The sequence below is a fragment of the Azospirillum endophyticum genome (assembly GCF_016595245.1).
In the GTDB taxonomy this organism is placed as follows: domain Bacteria; phylum Pseudomonadota; class Alphaproteobacteria; order Azospirillales; family Azospirillaceae; genus Azospirillum; species Azospirillum endophyticum.
On record NZ_JAENHM010000030.1, the window covers coordinates 179,722 to 199,208 of the forward strand.

Consider the following 19,487-nt stretch of genomic DNA (forward strand, 5'->3'; position numbering starts at 1 on the left):
GTCAGCCTCGCGGGGCTTGCGCGGATTGCGCGGCCGCCTGCGGCTGGTTGGTGGTTCGGGAGGCGGCTTTGTCCTCGCTTTCGCGCCCGCTGTCGAGTGCCGCGAGCGCATCGACGATCAGACCTGTACGACTGCCCAGGGAGCCCTTGACCATGATGACGTCGCCGCCCTTCACGGCCCCGGTCACGATGGGCGCCAGCTCCACGCTGGTCTCGGTCCAGGCGCCGCGGATCGCCGCCGGCAGGCGGTCGAACAGCGCCTTCATGTGCGGTCCGCAGGCGTAGACGGCATCGACCTGCGCGGCGCGCAACGGTTCGGCCAGCGCGATGTGCAGCGCGTCGGCACGGTCGCCGAGTTCGCGCATGTCGCCCAGTACGGCGATGCGCCGCCCGCCGGCACCGGGGTCGGTCTTGCCCAGCACCTCCAGCGTCGCCGCCATGGCGGCAGGGCTGGCGTTGTAGCTCTCGTCGATCAGGGTGAAGGCGCCCTGCGGCAGCGGGATGCGCTTGCGGGTGCCGCGGCCCTTGACCGACGGCAGGCTCGACAGCGAACGGGCGGCGGCGGCGACGTCGGCGCCCAGCGCCTTCACCGCCAGCAGCACCGACAGGCTGTTCATCACCCAATGCCTGCCGGGCTGCGACAGGCAATATTGCAGCCGCTCACCGCGGACGACCGCGGTCACGGCGCTGCAGGTGGCGTGCAGCGAGCAGTCGATCAGCCGGGCGTCGGCATCCTCATGGGTGCCGAAGCTCCAGATGTTCGCCAGGCCCTGGCGGCGCGCGGCGGCGGCCAGCCGGGCATACTGCCCGTTGTCGCGGTTCAGCACGGCGACCCCGTCGGGACCCAGCCCTTCGAAGATCTCGGCCTTGGCGTCGGCGATGGCCTCGACGCCGGAGAAGAATTCCAGATGCGCCGCCTCGACCGTGGTGACGATGGCGACATGCGGCTTGACCTGCCGCGACAGCGGCCCGAGTTCGCCGGCGTGGTTCATTCCCAGTTCGAACACGCCATAGGTGCAGTCGGCGGGCAGGCGGGCGAGCGACAGCGGCACGCCCCAATGGTTGTTCAGGCTGCCTTCGGTGGCATAGGTCGAGGCTTGCGCCGACAGGACGTGGCGCAAGGTCTCCTTGGTGCCGGTCTTGCCGACGGAGCCGGTGACGCCGACGAAGCGCGCACCGCAGCGGGCCCGGGCGACCGCGCCCAGCGCCGCCATCGACTCCAGCGTGTCGGCGGGGGCGATCAGCAGCGGCGCGTCGGCCGGCAGGCCGTCCGGCAGATGGTCGACCAGCGCCGCGGCGGCCCCGGCGGCCAGAGCGGAGCCGACGAAGGCATGCCCGTCGAAATTCGGCCCGCGGATGGCGACGAAAAGGTCGCCCTGCGCCACCTTGCGGCTGTCGATGGTGACGCCGGTGGCCGCCCAGGCGGACGGGCCGGCCAGCCGCCCGCCGGTGGCCGCGGCCGCCTCCCCGGCAGTCCACAGGACCATCTTCCCCGCCGTCCGGAGGACCGTCTTGTCCTCGCTCATGCTCCAACCTCCGCTACGGCCTTCCGGGCCTCGTCCGCATCGTCGAACGGACGCACCTCGGTGCCGATCGTTTGTCCCTGTTCGTGGCCCTTGCCGGCGATGACCAGCACGTCGCCGGGCTGAAGCTGCCGCACCGCGGTGCGGATCGCCTCGGCCCGGTCGCCGATCTCTTCCAGCCGGCCGGCCAGATCCCCGGTGGCGCCCGCCAGCACCTGCCCGCGCACGAAGGCGGGGTCCTCGGTGCGCGGGTTGTCGTCGGTGACGATGGCGCGGTCGGCCAGCCTCGCCGCCAGCGCCCCCATCACCGGCCGCTTGCTGCGGTCGCGGTCGCCGCCGCAGCCGAACACCGTCACCAACCGGTGCGCGGCATGCGACCGCAGCGCCAGCAGCACCGTTTCCAGCGCGTCCGGCGTGTGGGCGAAATCGACATAGACCGTCGCCCCGTTGGGGTGGGTGGCGACGTGCTGCAGCCGTCCCGGCACCCCTTCCAGCGAGGGAAGGGCGGCCAGCGCCTGCCCGGCGTCGCCGCCGGAGCCGATGACCAGGCCCAGGGCGCAGAGCACGTTCCAGGCCTGGAAGCGGCCCGCCAGCGGCAGGTCCACCGTCACGTCGCGGCCGAGCACGGACAGGGCGAGGCGCTGGCCATGGGCCAGCGGTTCCACCCCGGTCACCCGAAGCTCGGAGCCGGCCAGACCATAGGACAGGATCCGGTGTCCACGTTCGTTACAAATCGTGGCAAAAAATGGGAAGTCGTCACTGTCGGCGTTCAGGACGGCGGTGCATCCTGTCGGCAATACACGCTGGAACAGCATCGCCTTGGCGTCGCGATAGGCAGCCATCGTGCCGTGATAGTCCAGATGGTCCAGCGTCAGGTTGGTGAATCCGGCGGCCTTGACCGTCACGCCGTCCAGTCGGAACTGTTCCAGGCCATGGCTCGACGCTTCCATCGCCAGATGGTCGATGCCGGCATCCTTGGCAGCGGCGAGGTCGCGATGCAGCGACACCGGATCGGGTGTCGTCATCCCGCCATAGCCGTGCAGGCCGGGACCCAGCAGCCCCAGTGTGCCCAGGCTGCCGGCGGGCAGCCCCATGCGCGTCCAGATCTGTGCGGCGAACTGCACGGTGGAGGTCTTGCCGTTGGTTCCGGTCACCGCCACCACCGTCTCCGGCTGGCGCCCGCCATGGAAGGCGGCGGCCATGCGCGCGAAGGCGAGGCGGGGCTGCGGGTCGGTCAGCAGCACGGCGGCGGACCCGGCGGGCAGTTCGGTCCCTTCGGACGCCAGCACGGCGACGGCGCCCCGGGCGAGCGCATCGGCGATGAAGGTGCGGCCGTCGGCCTTCACGCCGGGCAGGGCGGCAAAGACAAAGCCGGGTCCGACCGCGCGGCTGTCGGCGGTCAGCCCGGCGATGTCGGGGTCGGCAGCGCCGCGGGTGGCGTCAGCGCGGCTTGGTCTGAGTTGGGAAAGACGCAACGGTGCTTCCCTTCGACGGGGGTGGGGCGGTGACGGGAGGCTGCGATTGCTGCCAATTGGTGGAGCCGGCGGCGTTCAGGTAGGTGGAGTTCAGGATCTCCGGCGCGTTCTCGTCCACCGTCGGCACGTTCAGCAGCGGGCCGATCTGCTTGACGATGCGGCCCACCGCCGGCGCGGCGACCCAGCCGCCGGTGGCATAGCCGTAGGTCTTGGCTGTCCCCTTGGGCTCGTCGATCAGCACATAGACGATGTAGCGCGGATCCTGCATGGGGAAGGCGCCCAAAAAGGACGACATGCGCGAGTTCTTCTGGTAATGCCGCCCCTTCTGCTTGTCGGCGGTGCCGGTCTTGCCACCGACGACATAGCCTTTCACTTCGGCCGACTTGCCGGTGCCGTCGGCAACGACGAAGCGGAACATGCGCCGCATCATGTCCGACGTCTGGCGCGACACCACCTGTTCGGTCGGGATCTCCGCATCCGGCTGGCGCTTCAGCAGCGTCGGCTTATGGAAGAGGCCGCCATTGATGACCGAGGCGGCGGCGGCCACCGTGTGCATCGGGCTGACCGAGATGCCGTGGCCGAAGGAGATCGTGAAGCTGTTGACCTCGCGCCACGGGTTGGGCACCAGCGGCCAGCCGTTTTCCGGCAATTCCAGCCCGGTGGGCTTGGTGAAGCCCATCTTGGTCATGAAGGCCTTCTGCGCCGCGATGCCGATCTGCTGCACCATGCGGACCGACCCGAGGTTGGAGGAGTGCTGGAACACCTCCGCCACCGTCAGGGCGCGGTGCAGGTTGTGAAGGTCGTTGATGGTGAAGCGGCCGATCTTGACCGGGTGGGCCGCGTCGAACATGTCCGACACCCGGATCTTGCCGCTGTCGAAGGCCAGTGCCGAGTTGAAGATCTTGAAGGTCGAGCCCATCTCGTACACGCCGAGCGTCGCCCGGTTGAACAGCGTGTCGGGGTTCAGGCCGGTCGGGTCCTGCGGGTCGAAATCGGGCAGCGAAACCATCGCCATCACTTCGCCGTTGCGCACGTCGAAGACGATGCCGGCGGCGCCGATGGCGCTGAACTCCTGCACCGTGGCGGCCAGTTCCTTCTTCAGGACATGCTGCAACCGCAGGTCGATGGAGAGCTGCAGCGGCGTTCCCGGCTCCTCGATCAGCCGCTTGTTGAAGCCCTGCTCCATGCCGGCGAGGCCGTTGTTGTCGATGCCGGTGAAGCCGACGATGTGGGAGGTCAGCGGCCCGGCCGGGTAGAAGCGGCGCTCCTCCCGCTCGAACGCGACGCCGGGAATGCCGAGCCGGTGGACGGCGGCCTGCTGCTTCGGCGTCAGGTTGCGCTTCAGCCAGACGAAGCGGCGGTCGCCGCTCAGCTTGCCCAGGACATCCTTGTAATCGAGGTCGGGCAGGGCGCCGACCAGCTTCTGCGCGGCTTCTTCCGGGCGCGAGACCAGCTTGGGATCGGCATAGAGCGATTGGGTGACGAGCGAGGTCGCCAGCAGGTTGCCGTTGCGGTCGGTGATGTCGGCGCGGTTGGTCGGGGTGTTGTCCAACTCCAGCGCGACATGCTGGCGCGGTTCGCCGCCGCCGGCGAACAGCGTGGCCATCGCCAGCTTGACGCTGATGGCGGTGAAGACGGTCGTGACCACGGCAGCCGTCACCATCAGGCGGTAACGGCTCTGATCCAGCGCAACCGCCAGCGAGGTCCGCGGCTTGGCGGACGGCTGCTGGGGCGGCGGGGAAAAGGGCGACGGCGCCGGCGGCGGCACATAGGTGCTGCCGGTGCTGGCGCCGGGCTGGCCGTGGCCGGCCGGGCCGCCGTGGTCGTGACCGGTCATCGATTGGCCCCCAGGCGCGCAACGAGCAGCCCGAGGCTGTCGGTCGGCTTGGGCTGGTAGGGCTGTGCCGCAGGAACCGCAGCGGCCGTCTTCGGAGCGGGAACGGGCGCCGGAGTCGGGCGGGAGGCCAGCTCGGTCGGACGCGAGGTCGGGGCGGTCGGCGCCAGCTTGCCGGCGGCACGGTCGGGAGCGGTCCGGTCGGTGGACTTCTCGACCGGCGCGCGGGCGGAGCCGGGGACCAGGGCGGCGGGCTTGATCCGGGTGGCGCGCGACGGGTCGGCGAGAGCGCCGGAGGAGGGCAGGGACGCCGGCACGATGACCGGCGCACGTTCCAGCGCCTTTTCCATCGGCAGCGGCTTCGCCAGGGCCGCACCGGCCGGGAGTGCGACTGGAACGATTCCCGCGGCGACGCTGTTGTTGGGAGCGGCGGGGGCGCGGGCAACGGCGACCTGCGGGGTGCCGGTGGCGGGCGCGCGGACCATCGGCGGCAGCGGGGCCAAAGCGGGCGGGGTCTGGCCGGGCGCGGTCTGGGCCGGCGGCTGGACGGCATCGCCCGGGCGCATGGGGATCACGTCCATCGCCAAGTACTGGCGCGGCTCGGTCGGCTGCAGCGCCAGATAGGCTTGGGCCATCTGTTCCAGCTTGGTCGGGTCGTTCAGGTAGCTCCACTCGGCCTTCAGGACCTGGATGGACTCCTGTTCCTGAATGATCTTGCGGTTCAGCCCGGCGAGCTTCTCCTCAAGATCCTGGACGTCGTAGCTGGTCTGGAACAGCACGCCACCGGCGGCTGCGATCAGGCCGCCCCAGAACAACCAGGTCTTGCCTTTCATGCTGCCTCCTTGCCGGGCGCCGGGAACGCGGGCGCCTCGGTACGTTCAGCCGCGCGCAGCCGGGCGGACCGGGCGCGGGGATTGTTGCGGGCTTCGGCCTCGCTCGGGTCCACGGGTTTCCGGGAGAGCAGGCGGAAGGATGCATGGTGCTCCGCGACCGCGGTCACGGGCGTGTGGCGGGACGGGGAGGGCGGCGGCGAGGAGCGTTCCCGCAGGAACGCCTTGACCTCGCGGTCCTCCAGCGAATGGAAGGAGACGACGGCCAGACGCCCGCCGGGCGCCAGCAGCGACTCGGCGGCGGACAAGCCGCGCCGCAACTCGCCCAGTTCGTCGTTCACATGGATGCGCAGGGCCTGGAAGCTGCGGGTGGCCGGGTCGATCCCGTCGCCCTTTCCCTTCGGCACCACGGAGCGGATGATCTCGGCCAGCCGCGCCGTGCGTTCGATCGGCGCTTCGCGGCGGGCGGCGACGATGGCGCGGGCGACGCGGCGCGCCATCCGTTCCTCGCCCAGGTGGTAGATGATGTCGGCCAACTCCGCCTCGCCGGCGGTGTTGACCACGTCGGCGGCGGTCGGCCCATCCCGTCCCATCCGCATGTCGAGCGGGCCGTCGAAGCGGAAGGAGAAGCCGCGCTCCGGCTCGTCGATCTGGGGGGAGGAGACGCCGACGTCGAGCGCCACGCCGTCGACCTTCTCGACGCCATGCCCGGCCAGCAGCTCGTCCCCCAGCAGCCGGTCCATATCGCCGAAGCGGCCTTCGATCACCTCGAGCCGGCCTGGGAACTCTTGAGCCAGGGCCCGGCCGCGCTCGATCGCCGCGGGGTCGCGGTCGATGCCGATCACCCGACAGGAGGACGACTGCAGCAGGGCGCGGCTGTAGCCGCCGGCGCCGAAGGTGCCGTCCACATAGAGGCCGCCGTCGCGCGGGGACAGCGCGGCGAGCACCTCGTCCAGCAGGACGGGAATATGGATGCGGGTGTCGGTCATCAGGCGCCTTCCCCGCTCCGGCCGGCGGCGCCGCGGGAGGCCTTGGCAACGATCTGGCTGAGGGAGATGTCCTTGCGCACGACCTGCTCACGGAGGACGGCCTCATGGGCCTTGAGGGCTTCGGGTTCCCAGACCTGGAAGGTCTTGCGGCGGCCGATGAAGGCGGCCTCCTCGGTGATGCCGGCGAACTCCGCCAGCTCCTTGGGCAGGACGATGCGGCCTTCGGCGTCGGAGGAGACGGGGATCAGCTTTCCGAAGATGAAGGTCTCGATCATGTCGCGCTCGTCGGCATCGAGGTCGGGGGATTCGAGGCTTTCGGAGAGGACGTCGAGATAGTCCTGATCGGCGCCTTCCAGCGCCTGGTGGTTCAGCGAGGGCCAGAGATAGACGGTGCTGGGAGCCGAAGTCTTGGCAAGCGACTGCCTGAACTGTGCCGGGATCGACACACGCCCTTTCCTGTCAACTTTATTGACGTATGTGGACAGGAAAACGGCCATAGGCCCGGCGATCCCCCCTGCTATTCCCCGTGCGCGGTCGGGTGCCCCGCGCTAGCCCCGCTTGGCCCATCCAACTCCCGCCCCCGGTGTTAACCAGAATGGGTAGGAGCCCCCCTGAAATGGGCGTTCTTGGGATAGCATGGGACGGCATGGGCGTCAACGGCCCCCCGAGTATTCAGACGGGGGTGTCAAGACTTTTGGGTCAGCCTGTGGCATCTGCGCAAGTTGGTGTACGAATTTTCAGAATCTTCGCAGTATTCCGCTGGACTCTGCCGATGTGGATAAAGTTATCCACATAGGTTCGTTGAACGTTCCAAAGTTTTAAGAAAATGTGCCCGATCCATGGTTTGTCAATCGTCCGAATCGACCCCCTCGGATGGCATAGGACCTTGGGTGGGAAGGACCGGTCCGGCATGGGACGGCATGGGAAATCGCCCCACAGTTATCCACCGGCTGTGGATTAGTCTGGGGAAAATGTGGATGGGGCCGTGGACATCCTGGGGATGGCCGCGGAAAAGCCCGGAGGACTGCGGGGTGGGGGCGGAGGAAGGTGCTGTCCGCCCTGTGGATGACGGAGGCCGCCCGCCCATGCCGTCCCATCCCGGACCATCGAAAGAGGCAGGGCCGGGGCAAAGGTATGCCGCCATGGGGCGCCATGGGCCCGGGCGCCCCGGCGAGGGGTCCGAACCGGGATGGCATGGGCGGATGGATGGGCGGATGGAAGGGAAAAGCGCCAGATGGCCTGTAAGCCGGGTTCTGTATCCCGCCCCGAAGGGCAGGCGATGGCCATTCGTCTGGGGCGCCGGTTGCCCGGACGCCTCGCGCGACCAACCCGAGCGGCGGCGCGGAAACGCGCTTGACCCACGCCCATCCCGTTGCGGGGACGGTGGTCGGGCCGCTCCTATTCGGTCTTGCTCCCGGTGGGGTTTACCGTGCCGTCCCCGTTGCCGGGTCCGCGGTGCGCTCTTACCGCACCCTTTCACCCTTACCCGCGTCGAAACGCTGGCGGTTTGCTTTCTGTGGCACTTTCCCTAGGGTCGCCCCCGCCGGCCGTTAGCCGGCACCGTGTTTCCGTGGAGCCCGGACTTTCCTCCCCCGGCCGAAACCGAAGGCGGCCATCCAGCCATCTGGCGCGGTCGTTCATATAGGGAAGCGGCCGTGGGGGCAAATCCCAAATCGCGAATGCGCATTCAGGGAGCCTGTTCGACTTCCGAAGGCTCCCGCCCCAGCTCCACATTGGCGTAGAGTGCCGATACCGGAACCTCGGCGCCGACGCTGTCCAGCCGCAGCACGTCGTCCGGCTCCACCAGCAGGTCGCATTGCCAGCGGCTGTCGTCTAGCCGGCGATGCACCTCAACGAACAGGAACTCGCTCTGCACCAGCAGAATTTCCTGCACCGACGGGATGGAGCGGTAGACCGGGAGCTTCACCCTGCGATCGCGGTCCTCGGTGGAGCGCGACAGGATTTCCACGATCACCAGCGGGTCGGGCGTGTGGTACTGCCCATGCCGGTGCGGCGTGCAGGTTACGGCAAGGTCCGCCTGGAAGAAGTTGCGGAAGCTGTTGGGCTTCAAGATGCCGGCTTCCGACCGGACATGGCAGGGCGGGCGCTTGCGTAGAACGCTGCCGATTTCCAAAGCGATGTTCCCGGCGATGATCTGATGGGCGCCATAGCTGGGCGCCATCGCCACCGGCACGCCATCGATCAACTCGTAGCGGGTCTGCGTCCCATCGTCCCACGATAGGAACTCGTCGAGGCTCATCCGCTTATAGGCTAGGGACGACATGCCGCTCTCCCGCTCAACTGGGCCGGAGTGCCTAATATAAGGGATCGGCCTCGCCGCGGCGAGACATCATCTCCGTCCCGTCAGCCGCAGCAACGCGCGCAATCGCCGCACGGTCTCGGGATCCGGGGTTCCGGTCAGGCGGGCGGGATGAAAATGGCGCTGGAAGGCCAACAGCGATCGCGGCTCCGTCGGGTCGTACCCATAGCGTCCCAACAGCGCGGCGACCTCGGCATCGGTGTAAGGACCGTCATCGGCCTGGGATGGCATGGGCCACAGACCGATGCCCTGGGCGGCAAGGCCCGGCCAGTCGAACAACTCGCCCGGATCCTCCTTGCGGGCCGGGGCCACGTCACTATGGCCCAGTACGTCGGCGGGGGCGATGCCATGGCGCTCGACGATGCCGCGGCACAGCTCGGCCACCGCCGCCATCTGGACCGGCGGGAAGGGGCGGTAGCCGAACTCGTGCCCGGGGTTGACGATCTCGACGCCGATGGAGCGGCTGTTGACGTCCTCGGCCCCGCGCCAGCTCGCCCGACCGGCATGCCAGGCGCGCCGGTCCTCCGGCACATGGGCGTAGATGGTGCCGTCCTCGTCGACGGTGTAATGGGCGCTGACCTGAGCCGCCGGATCGCACAGGCGGTCCAGCGCATGGGCGGCGGTCGGCATGCCGGTATAATGCAGGATCAAAAGCTCCACCCGCCCACCATTTGCCCGGGGGCCATGGTTGGGGGAGGAGCGATCGATCCGGCGGAAGCTGTTCATGGCGCCATCAGGTCGGGTTGGTGACCGTCTCGCTAACGGTGCGCGGCCGCCGCTTCACGATCACGGCCACGCCGCCGACCGTCAGCAGCCCGCCGATCGCCAGGTTGACCGTCAGCGGGTCGCCCATCAGCAGGGCACCGGAGGCGACGCCGAACACCGGCACCGTCAGCAGATAGGGCATGGTCTGGTTGACATCGTAGCGGGAGAGCAGCGGGTACCACAGTCCGTAGGCGATGATGGTGACGCCGACCGCCATGTAGAGGATCGACGCCCAACCGACCCAGGTCGAGTTGGCGAGCGCGTCCATCTGCCCGTGTTCCAGCAGCAGCGACAGCCCCAGCAGCTGGGGCATGGCGAAGAGCGCCATCCAGCCGTTGACAGCGAAGCCGTTCACCGAGCCGATCAGCTTCATCTGCACGCTCGCCACGGCGAAGGCGAAGCTGGCGGCCAGGATCAGCAGCAGGGAATGGAGGGCCTCGCCCAGCCGCGGCTCGCCGGCGATCACCGCCACCCCGGCGAAGGCGGCGGCCATGCCGATGCCGCGGCGCCAGCCCAGCTTGTCCTTGAACACCAGTGCCGCCAGCAGGGAGGAGAAGGGCACCTGCGCCTGCGCCGCCAGCGAGGCGGTGGCGGCGTCGATCCCCCGCAGCCCGGTGAACATCATCGGGAAATGGATGCTGCCGAGCGTCACCGACAGCAAGGCGATCTTCCACAGCTTGTCGCGCGGCACGCGGAAGAAGGGGATGATCAGCACCGCCACCAGGGCGAAGCGCAGGAACATGACGAACAGGGGCGGGAATTCGGCCAGGGCCCATTTCGCCACCACGAAGTTCAGCCCCCACAGCGCCATCACCACCAGCGCCTGGAGCGTGTGGGCGAAACTCATGCCCGGCCGCCTTCCAACTCCTCGCGCATCGCCTCCAGTTCCAGCCAGCGCTCCTCCGCTACGGCGAGCGCCGCCTGCTTGGCATGCAGCTGCTCGCTGGTCTTCTGGAACTTGGCGGGATCGCGGCTGAACAGGTCGGGGTCGGCCAGCGCCGTCTCCAGCTTGGCGATCTCGCCACCGAGTCCGTCCATGCGGGCCGGCAGGTCGTCCAACTCGCGCTGGTCCTTGTAGCTCAGCTTGCCGCGCGGCTTCGCGGCAGCCGGCGCCGCGGCGGCCGGCTTCGGCTTGGCCGCCGCGGGAACGGGCGCCGCCTTGGCGGGACGCTGCACCAGATAGTCGGAGTAGCCGCCGGCATATTCGGTGGCGGTTCCGTCGCCTTCCAGCGCGATGGTGGCGGTCACCAGCCGGTCGAGGAAGTCGCGATCATGGCTGACCAGCAGCAGCGTGCCCTGATAATCGCCCAGCACGTCCTCCAGCAGGTCCAGCGTGTCCATGTCGAGGTCGTTGGTCGGCTCGTCGAGGATCATCAGGTTGCTGGGCTTGGCGAACAGCCGGGCCAGCAGCAGCCGGTTGCGCTCGCCGCCCGACAGCGCCTTGACCGGACTGTCGAGCTGCCGGGTGTCGAACAGGAAGTCCTTCATATAGCCGGCGACGTGGCGCGACACGCCGTTGACCACCACCGCGTCGCCGCCGAAGGGGCACAGCACCTTGCGGATGGTATCCTCCGGGTCCAGCCCCTCCCGCCGCTGGTCGAAATAGGCGGCGTCGAGGTTGGTGCCCAGCTTCACCGTGCCCTCGTCGGGCGCGAGCTGGCCGGTCAGCATCTTCAGCAGGGTGGATTTGCCGGCGCCGTTCGGCCCGATCAGGCCGACCCGGTCGCCGCGCAGGATGCGGGTGGAGAAGCTCCTGACGATGGTCTTGCGACCGTCGGCCGTGTCGAAGCCCTTGGAGATGCCGGTCGCCTCGATCACCAGCCGGCCGCCGCGCTCGGCCTCGGCGATGGCGAGCTTGGCCTGCTGCCCGCCCTTGATCTGCTCCGCGCGCCCCGCGCGCAGGTCGAGCAGGTTGCGGACGCGCCCCATGTTGCGGGTGCGCCGGGCCGAGATGCCCTCGCGCAACCACTTCATCTCGCTCTCGATCTTGCGATCCAGCTTGTGGGCCGCCGCGGCGTCCTCCTCGAACACCTCGGCCTGCCAGGTCTCGAAATCGGCGAAGCCGCGGTCGGTGGCCCGCACCGTGCCGCGGTCGAGCCACAGCGTGCGCTTGGCCAGCCGGTTGAGGAAGGCGCGGTCGTGGCTGATCAGCAGCAGCCCGCCGCGGAAGGACAGCAACTCCTCCTCCAGCCACTCGATGGTGGGGAGGTCGAGATGGTTGGTCGGCTCGTCCAGCAGCATGACGTCGGGGTTGCCGACCAGCGTGCGCGCAAGTGCCGTGCGGCGCGATTCGCCGCCCGACAGGGTGCGGGGGTCGCGACCGCCGTCCACCTGGAGCCGGTCCAGCACGGCATCGACCCGATGCGCCTCGTCCTGCTCGTCGGCGGGCAGCCCCTGCACGACATAGTCGTGGACGGTCGCGCAGCCGGTGAAGTCCGGTTCCTGCGGCAGATAGGCGATGCGGGAACCCGGTTGAGTGAAGACGGTGCCGCCGTCGGGCTGGATCATCCCGGCCAGCACCTTCATCAGCGTCGATTTGCCCGACCCGTTGCGCCCGACGAGGCAGGCGCGGTCGCCGCGCGCGATCGACAGGTCGATGCCGTCGAACAGCGGACGGCCGCCGAAGGTGACGGAGACGCCCTGGAGCGCCGTGATGGGTGCGGGAGGAGCCATGGACCGTTCGTGCGCCGGAAAATCGAAGGAAGAGGGTGGGTTATAGCGCGCCGTGCCCGTCCGCCGCGACCCGGAAAAACGGGTGGGCGGGTTGCGCCCGCCGGCCCCGATCCCCCTCAGCCGGCCGGCTGCGTCATTCCGGTCGGCGTCGCCACCTGCTGTTCCTGCATCTTGAAGCCGAAATAGGTGCCGTTGCTGATGCCGGTCAGGGCCAGCAGGTTGGCCGACAGTTCCGGCATGCCCAGCGTGCGGGTGACCTCGTAGAGGAAGGTGATGCCCAGCACGCCGGTCCAGGCCAGCAGTTGCAGGCGGTGGATGTTGTAGCCGGCGGCATCGCTCAGCAGGTCGGGCAGCAGCCCTTCGGATGGCGGATAGACCTGGGCCAGGCTGGCGGCCATCGCCGCTTGGCCGGGCGGGTTGGTCGCGGCGGCGGCGATGTAGAGGGCGGCATGCTGCTGGCGCCGGGTCTGGTCGTCGCTCGGCCGGCGGTCCTGGAAGGCGGCCAGGACCGAGGTGCCCCCGACGATCCCCATCAGCGCCATCGTGCCGGTGGTGATGGTGTCCATCGACCCGGTGACGGTCAGGATGGCGACGTAGGAGGCGGTGACGATCCCGCTCCACCACAAAAGCTGGAAGCGGGCGAGGCTGTAGGGCGGCAGGTAGCGCGGCGGCATCGGTACGCCGGCGATCGGCGTGATGGCGTCGGTGCGTCCGAAATGGCGGAAGAAGGCAAGCAGGAACAGCGCCGCCACCAGCGCGAACCAGACCGCGGCCAGCCCCAGGTCGCGGTTGCTGGCACCCTGGATCGCAACCATCTTCGGCGCGGTGGTGATGCCGCCGGTGACCGGACCGAAGGCGACCGGCAGGCTCTTCGGTGCGGCGAGGTTGAAGAAGCCGCTGAAGGCGGTCTGCCAGGCCGACCGCCGCTGCGTTGCATCGTCGCCGTTGCCGGCGATCGAGGTGGAGGCGGTGCCCAGCAGTTCCCCCTTGGCGGAACAGACGAAGCTCGCCCGGGCACCCGGAATCGTCTGGCCGTTGGCGACCAGGACCAGTGCTTGCGCGTTCAACGCCGCAGCCTGCGCGGCGCAGTCGCCGGCCGTCGGCATCCCCAGGTTCAGCGTCACCGGCTGTCCCAGAACCACCGCGCCGTCGGCGGTCGCTGCCGGCATCTGCGCCTGGGCGCCACATCCTGCCGAAACCGTTGTTGCCAATGTCGCCGCGAAGATCGTCCGGAGGATCATGCGTTGCATTGTCGTGTCTTCCCCGAAGCCCACGGGCAACCGCTCGCCCGCCCCACCGGGGACGATATGTCAGGAAACGGGATAAAACCTATGAAAAATCAATTTCAAATCACCGGAAGCCGTCGCGGTTCGCGATTTTTTCAAGACAAGGCCGCCGTTCCTTCCCGTTGCCGGCGGATGCGATCGTAGGCGGCGTTGATCAGTGCAAGTTTCTGGGTCGCCAGATCGACGAACTCCTGCGGCATGCCCTGGGCGATCAAGCGGTCGGGATGGTGTTCGCGGACCAGCGCCCGGTGCGCGGCCTTCACCACCTCGGCCCCGGCTTGGCGCGGCACGCCCAGAACGGCATAGGGGTCGGTCTCCGTCGGGGTGCCGGCGAGGTGGTGGCCGGCGACGATTCGACGGAAATCAGCTTCGTCGAAGCCGAAGATCACGGCGACGGCGTGCAGATACTCCACCTCCGTCTCGTGCAGCTCGTCGTCGGCTTCGGCGATCATCAGCAGGCTGTCGAGCAGCTCCTCCAGCACCGCGTGTTTGTCCTCGAACAGCTTGGCGATCTGGCGGGCATATTCCTCGAACCCGCGGGTGTCGCGGCGGGCGAGGTCGAAGACCCGGCCGACATTCTCCAGCTCGTCCGGCGGCACGCGGAACAGCCGCTTGAAGGTGTCGACCTCCACCCGCTTCACCACGCCGTCGGCCCGCGCCATCTTGGCGGCCAACGCGATCACGCCGATGGTGAAGGCGACGGTCTGCTTGGCCGCCTCCGCTTCCGCATCGTTCATGCCCCGGCGTGGCTGGTCGTCGGGACCGCAGGGCGACCACAGGTCGACCGCATGCCCGGCCAGACCGCCCAGCAGGGCGCCCAGAGGCCCGCCGGTGAACAGGCCGGCCGCTCCGCCCAGGATCTTGCCCCAAATGCTCATGCTTCGCCCTTTGTCCGCAAAGCCCCCCGGGGTCAGCATAGCGGCCGGGAGAGGACCGGCCAACTGTGGCGTCCTCGCAACAGACCAGCATTGTTCGCATTGCAAAGTTCTAATGAGCGCTTGCGAATCCGGAGCGCGGCGCCATGTTGCATTGCAACAAAGAGCGCCGGGAAGCATGCCGGCGCCGACATGGCGGTGTCCGCCCTTGCGGAGCCGCAGCCTGGGGAAAGACGTTCTGCGCGAATGCGTTTTCGGAATTCGAGAACCGTGAGCAGAGCCATGCCAGTCATCCGCAAGATCATGCCGACCGAGTTGCCCCAATACCGGGCGCATCTTCTCCGTCTCGACCGTGCGGACCGCTATGCCCGCTTCACCGGCACCCTGTCGGACGAGGCGGTGAAACGCCATTGCGCAGCCATCGACTGGGGCCGGACGGTCCTCCTCGGTGCCTTCGAGGACGGCTTGCTGCGTGGCGCCGTCGAGCTGTGCGGCGACCGCATCCTCTGGCCGGAACAGGCGGAATTCGGCATCAGCGTCGAATCGGTGCTGCAGGGCAAGGGCGTCGGCAGCACGCTGGTCCGCCGCATCCTGACCGTCGCCCGCAATCGCGGCATTCACCAGGTCCACATGATGTGCCTGGCGGAGAATGTCCGCATGCGTGCGCTGGCCCGCCGCTTCGGCGGCCGGCTGGCACTCGACTGCGGCGAGATCACCTCCCTGTTCGAACTGCCGCCGCCCAACCAGTTCTCCATCGCGCTGGAAGCGCTGGAGGATGGCGCGAGCGCCTTCAACAGCATCCTGTCCGGCAACGCCATCCTGTCCCGCCTGCCCGCCGCGCGGCACGAGCGGCTCGCCGCCTGAGGAACGGGTCTCTTCCGCGGCGATCCTGTGTCGTTTCCGCCGCGGCCGGTGACGGTGATGGCTGTCCTGATGGGGGCCGAACACTCAGGCTGTTGAATTTCGCCGCCGGATCGCGAAACTCCGGCCCACGCGTGGTGCGGTTGCCGCGCGGGAAATTCGGCGGGTGCGACGATGGGTGAAACGGAGAGCGCGGCGATGGCCAAAGGGGCGGCCGGAGCCGGAGAGGCCAAGCCGGCCCGGTGGCAGTTCTGGGTGGATCGCGGCGGCACCTTCACCGACATCGTCGGCCGCCGCCCGGATGGATCGGTCGTGACCCACAAGCTGCTGTCGGAAAACCCGGAGTGCTATGCCGACGCCGCCGTCCAGGGCATCCGCGAGCTGCTGGGCCTGAAGACCGGCCAGCCGATTCCGCCGGACACGGTGGAGGTGGTGAAGATGGGCACCACCGTCGCCACCAACGCCCTGCTGGAACGCAAGGGCGAGCCGACCGTCCTGCTGATCACCGAAGGGCTGGGCGACCAGCTGCGCATCGGCCATCAGGCCCGGCCGAAGATCTTCGCCCGCCACATCCATCTGCCCGACCAGCTCTATTCCCATGTGGTGGAGGTGCCGGAACGGGTGATGGCCGACGGCCGCGTGCTGAAGCCGGTCGACCTCCATGCCGTCCGCCGCGGCCTGGAGGAGGCCTACCGCCGGGGTTTCCGCGCCGCCGCCATCGCGCTGATGCACGGCTACCGCTATCCGGAGCATGAACGGCAGGTCGCCTCGCTGGCCCGCGCGGTCGGCTTCACCCAGGTCTCGGTCAGCCATCTGGTCAGCCCGCTGATGAAGCTGGTCGGGCGCGGCGACACCACGGTGGCCGACGCCTACCTGTCGCCGGTGCTGCGCCGTTATGTCGACCGGGTCGCCAACGAGCTCAGCGTCGACGGCATGCCGGTGCCGCTGATGTTCATGCAGTCGAATGGCGGCCTGACCGACGCCCGCCGTTTCCAGGGCAAGGACGCCATCCTGTCCGGTCCTGCCGGCGGCGTGGTGGGCGCGGTGCGCACCGCCGGCATGGCCGGCTTCGACCGGGTGATCGGCTTCGACATGGGCGGCACCTCGACCGACGTGTCGCATTATGCCGGGGAGTATGAGCGCGCCTTCGACGCGGTGGTGGCCGGCGTGCGGGTGCGCGCGCCGATGATGCACATCCACACCGTGGCGGCCGGCGGCGGTTCGCTCTGCGTCTTCGACGGCACCCGCTTCCGCGTCGGGCCGGACAGTGCCGGCGCCAATCCCGGCCCGGCCTGCTACCGCCGCGGCGGGCCGCTGACCGTCACCGACTGCAACGTGATGGTCGGCAAGATCCATCCGCGCTTCTTCCCCCATGTCTTCGGCCCCAACGGCGACCAGCCGCTGGACGCCGAGGTGGTGAAGGCCCGCTTCACCGAACTGGCCGCCACCGTCAACGCCAAGCTCGGCACCTCGATGACCCCGCAGGAGGTCGCCGAGGGCTTCCTGCGCATCGCCGTCGACAACATGGCGAATGCCATCAAGAAGATCTCGGTGGAGCGCGGCTACGATGTCACCGGCTATACGCTGAACGGCTTCGGCGGGGCGGCGGGCCAGCATGTCTGCGCCGTCGCCGACGCGCTCGGCATGACGCGGATTTTCCTGCACCCGCAGGCCGGCGTGCTGTCGGCCTACGGCATCGGTCTGGCCGACACCGTCGCCATCCGCGAGCGCGCGGTGGAAGGACCGCTGAGCGACGCCGTGGTCGACCGGCTGACCATGCTGTTCACCGACCTGGAGACCGAAGGACGGGCGGAACTGGCCCGCCAGGGTGTCGACGCCGGACGGCAGGCGATCAACCGCCGCGTCCATCTGAAGGCCGCCGGGTCGGACACCACCCTGACCGTCGCTTTCGGCTCCAGGGTGGCGATGACCAAGTCCTTCGAGGAGGCGCACCGCCGCCGCTACGGCTTCCTCACCCCCGGCACCGCGCTGGAGGTCGAATCGGTGACGCTGGAGGCGGTCGGCCTGACCGACGTGCTTGAGGATCCGGAGCTTTCCGCCACCACCGCGGTGCTGCCGCGCCGGCTCGCCACCGTCACCACGCATATCGGCGGCCAGCGCCGCGAGGCGCCGCTCTACGACCGCCGCCAGCTTCAGCCCGGCAACCGGGTGGTCGGGCCGGCGATCCTGGCCGAAGCGGTCTCCACCACCGTCGTCGAGCCCGGCTGGATGGCGGAGGTCACCCGCAAGAACCATCTGGTGCTGACCCGGCTGGAGCCGGCGGGCCAGCGTCAGGCCGCCGGCATCAAGGGCGGGGCGAAGGTCGACCCGGTGATGCTGGAGGTCTTCAACAACCTGTTCATGTCCATCGCCGAGCGGATGGGCGTGACGCTGGAGAAGACCGCCCGGTCGGTGAACATCAAGGAGCGGCTGGATTTCTCCTGCGCCCTGTTCGACCGCGACGGCGGGCTGATCGCCAACGCCCCCCATATGCCGGTCCATCTGGGATCGATGGGCGAGAGCGTGCGCGCCGTGATCCAGCGCCGCGACGGCAATTTCACGGCGGGCGAGAGCTTCGCGCTGAACGATCCCTACCATGGCGGGACGCATCTGCCGGACATCACCGTCGTCTCCCCGGTGTTCGACGAGGCGGGCAAGGACCTGCTGTTCTTCGTCGCCTCGCGCGGCCATCACGCCGACGTCGGCGGCATCACCCCCGGTTCCATGCCGCCGGACAGCAGGACCATCGCCGACGAAGGCGTGCTGCTGGATTGCGTGCCTCTGGTCGAGGGTGGGCAATTCCGCGAAGAGGCCATGCTGGAGCTTCTGCGCACCGGCCCGCATCCGGCGCGCAACCCGGCGCAGAACATCGGCGATCTGAAGGCGCAGGTCGCCGCCAACGAGCAGGGAACCCGCGAACTGCACCGCGTCGTCCGCCTGCACGGCTTGGCCACCGTCACCGCCTATATGCGCCATGTCCAGGACAATGCGGAGGAGCAGGTCCGTCGCGCCATCGGCGTGCTGGGCGACGGCGACTTCGCGGTGACGCTGGACAACGGCGCGGTGATCAAGCTGCGGGTGTCGATCGACCATGACGCGCGCTCGGCGATCGTCGATTTCTCCGGAACCAGCGCGCAGCTGGCCAACAACTTCAACGCCCCCTCCGCGGTCTGCCGGGCGGCGGTGCTCTATGTCTTCCGCTGCCTGGTGGATGACGAGATTCCGATGAACGAGGGCTGCCTGCGCCCCATCGAAATCGTCATCCCGCCGAAATCCATGCTGGCACCCAACCCGCCGGCCGCGGTGGTCGCCGGCAATGTGGAGACCAGCCAGTGCATCGTCGACGCGCTGTTCGGCGCGCTGGGGGTGATGGCGTCGGCCCAGGGGACGATGAACAACACCACCTTCGGCAACGAATGGCACCAGTATTACGAGACGGTCTGCGGCGGCTCCGGCGCCGGCAACGGCTTCGACGGCACCGACGCTGTGCAGACCCACATGACCAACTCCCGCCTAACCGATCCCGAGGTGTTGGAATGGCGCTTCCCGGTCCTGGTGGAGGGGTTCCGCATCCGCCGCGGCTCGGGCGGGGTGGGGCGCTGGCACGGCGGCGACGGCGTGGTCCGCCGCCTGCGTTTCCTGGAGCCGATGACCGCCGCCATCCTCGCCAACCACCGCAAGATCGCTCCCTTCGGCCTGAAGGGCGGCGCCGACGGCGCGGTCGGCCGGACCTGGGTCCAGCGCACCGACGGCAGCGTGCAGGAACTGGACTCGCAGGACAGCACGGTGATGCGGCCGGGTGATGCCCTGGTGGTGGAAACCCCGGGCGGCGGCGGGTTCGGAGCGGTGGGGTGATACCAGCGCCGAAAAATTTCGACTTTTCGGCTCTGGTACGGCCGCGACGGCGGCCGCGCGGGCACATGCCCGCGAAGCCAAGGCCCGCGGAAGCGGGCCGCCCGGCGTCTGAGGGGCCGGAAAGTGCCGACCAAAGGTCGGAACTTTCCGGCATTGGTATAATACCGGATTCGGAAAGTTCTGACTTTTCGAACCCNCTTCT

General features: G+C 69.0%; 14 protein-coding genes and 1 other RNA gene. 2 read left to right on the forward strand and 13 right to left on the reverse strand.

Translation table 11 applies throughout. The annotated features are described in order from the left end of the window. Position 1: 1 nt before the first annotated feature. The 13 genes from JHL17_RS10285 to JHL17_RS10345 all read right to left on the reverse strand — a co-directional run bounded on the left by JHL17_RS10285 (position 2) and on the right by JHL17_RS10345 (position 14,572). Entirely contained in the window at positions 2–1,525 is a 1,524-nt protein-coding gene (locus tag JHL17_RS10285; protein ID WP_200192701.1) for a UDP-N-acetylmuramoylalanyl-D-glutamyl-2,6-diaminopimelate--D-alanyl-D-alanine ligase, read from the reverse strand. Further along, complete coding sequence (locus JHL17_RS10290) at positions 1,522–2,997, reverse strand: UDP-N-acetylmuramoyl-L-alanyl-D-glutamate--2,6-diaminopimelate ligase (protein WP_200192703.1); 1,476 nt, start codon at positions 2,995–2,997, stop codon at positions 1,522–1,524. Before JHL17_RS10290 ends, JHL17_RS10285 begins: the two co-directional genes overlap by 4 nt. Continuing rightward, on the reverse strand, positions 2,963–4,834 hold the full coding sequence (locus JHL17_RS10295) for a peptidoglycan D,D-transpeptidase FtsI family protein (RefSeq protein ID WP_200192705.1): 1,872 nt from the start codon (positions 4,832–4,834) through the stop codon (positions 2,963–2,965). The genes JHL17_RS10290 and JHL17_RS10295 overlap by 35 nt, the downstream gene beginning before the upstream one ends. Then, on the reverse strand, positions 4,831–5,664 hold the full coding sequence (ftsL, locus tag JHL17_RS10300) for a cell division protein FtsL (RefSeq protein ID WP_200192707.1): 834 nt from the start codon (positions 5,662–5,664) through the stop codon (positions 4,831–4,833). The genes JHL17_RS10295 and ftsL overlap by 4 nt, the downstream gene beginning before the upstream one ends. Then, the gene (rsmH, locus tag JHL17_RS10305; protein WP_200192709.1) at positions 5,661–6,650 is read right to left on the reverse strand and encodes a 16S rRNA (cytosine(1402)-N(4))-methyltransferase RsmH; all 990 of its coding nucleotides are present in this window, start codon (positions 6,648–6,650) and stop codon (positions 5,661–5,663) included. Before rsmH ends, ftsL begins: the two co-directional genes overlap by 4 nt. Then, on the reverse strand, positions 6,650–7,096 hold the full coding sequence (locus tag JHL17_RS10310; RefSeq protein ID WP_345773779.1) for a division/cell wall cluster transcriptional repressor MraZ: 447 nt from the start codon (positions 7,094–7,096) through the stop codon (positions 6,650–6,652). Before JHL17_RS10310 ends, rsmH begins: the two co-directional genes overlap by 1 nt. Positions 7,097–7,876: 780 nt before the next feature. Continuing rightward, positions 7,877–8,278, reverse strand: an RNA gene (gene rnpB, locus JHL17_RS10315) — RNase P RNA component class A. Positions 8,279–8,337: 59 nt separating this feature from the next. After that, entirely contained in the window at positions 8,338–8,934 is a 597-nt protein-coding gene (locus JHL17_RS10320; RefSeq protein WP_200192713.1) for a Uma2 family endonuclease, read from the reverse strand. A gap of 66 nt (positions 8,935–9,000) precedes the next feature. Beyond that, positions 9,001–9,696: an N-acetylmuramoyl-L-alanine amidase gene (locus JHL17_RS10325; protein WP_200192715.1), complete on the reverse strand. Its 696-nt coding sequence runs from the start codon at positions 9,694–9,696 to the stop codon at positions 9,001–9,003. A 7-nt stretch (positions 9,697–9,703) separates the two neighbouring features. Further along, the gene (locus tag JHL17_RS10330) at positions 9,704–10,582 is read right to left on the reverse strand and encodes a DMT family transporter (RefSeq protein ID WP_200192718.1); all 879 of its coding nucleotides are present in this window, start codon (positions 10,580–10,582) and stop codon (positions 9,704–9,706) included. After that, positions 10,579–12,408 (reverse strand): ATP-binding cassette domain-containing protein, encoded by a 1,830-nt coding sequence (locus tag JHL17_RS10335; protein ID WP_200192720.1) that lies wholly within the window; start codon positions 12,406–12,408, stop codon positions 10,579–10,581. Before JHL17_RS10335 ends, JHL17_RS10330 begins: the two co-directional genes overlap by 4 nt. 116 nt (positions 12,409–12,524) lie before the next feature. After that, on the reverse strand, positions 12,525–13,577 hold the full coding sequence (locus JHL17_RS10340) for a hypothetical protein (protein ID WP_247893440.1): 1,053 nt from the start codon (positions 13,575–13,577) through the stop codon (positions 12,525–12,527). A gap of 212 nt (positions 13,578–13,789) precedes the next feature. Continuing rightward, positions 13,790–14,572 (reverse strand): TerB family tellurite resistance protein, encoded by a 783-nt coding sequence (locus JHL17_RS10345; protein ID WP_200192724.1) that lies wholly within the window; start codon positions 14,570–14,572, stop codon positions 13,790–13,792. A gap of 279 nt (positions 14,573–14,851) precedes the next feature. Here JHL17_RS10345 and JHL17_RS10350 point away from each other — a divergent pair, with 279 nt between their 5' ends. Further along, positions 14,852–15,433, forward strand: coding sequence for a GNAT family N-acetyltransferase (locus JHL17_RS10350; RefSeq protein ID WP_200192727.1), 582 nt, complete (start codon positions 14,852–14,854; stop codon positions 15,431–15,433). A gap of 195 nt (positions 15,434–15,628) precedes the next feature. Beyond that, on the forward strand, positions 15,629–19,285 hold the full coding sequence (locus JHL17_RS10355; RefSeq protein WP_200192729.1) for a hydantoinase B/oxoprolinase family protein: 3,657 nt from the start codon (positions 15,629–15,631) through the stop codon (positions 19,283–19,285). Positions 19,286–19,487 lie beyond the last annotated feature (202 nt).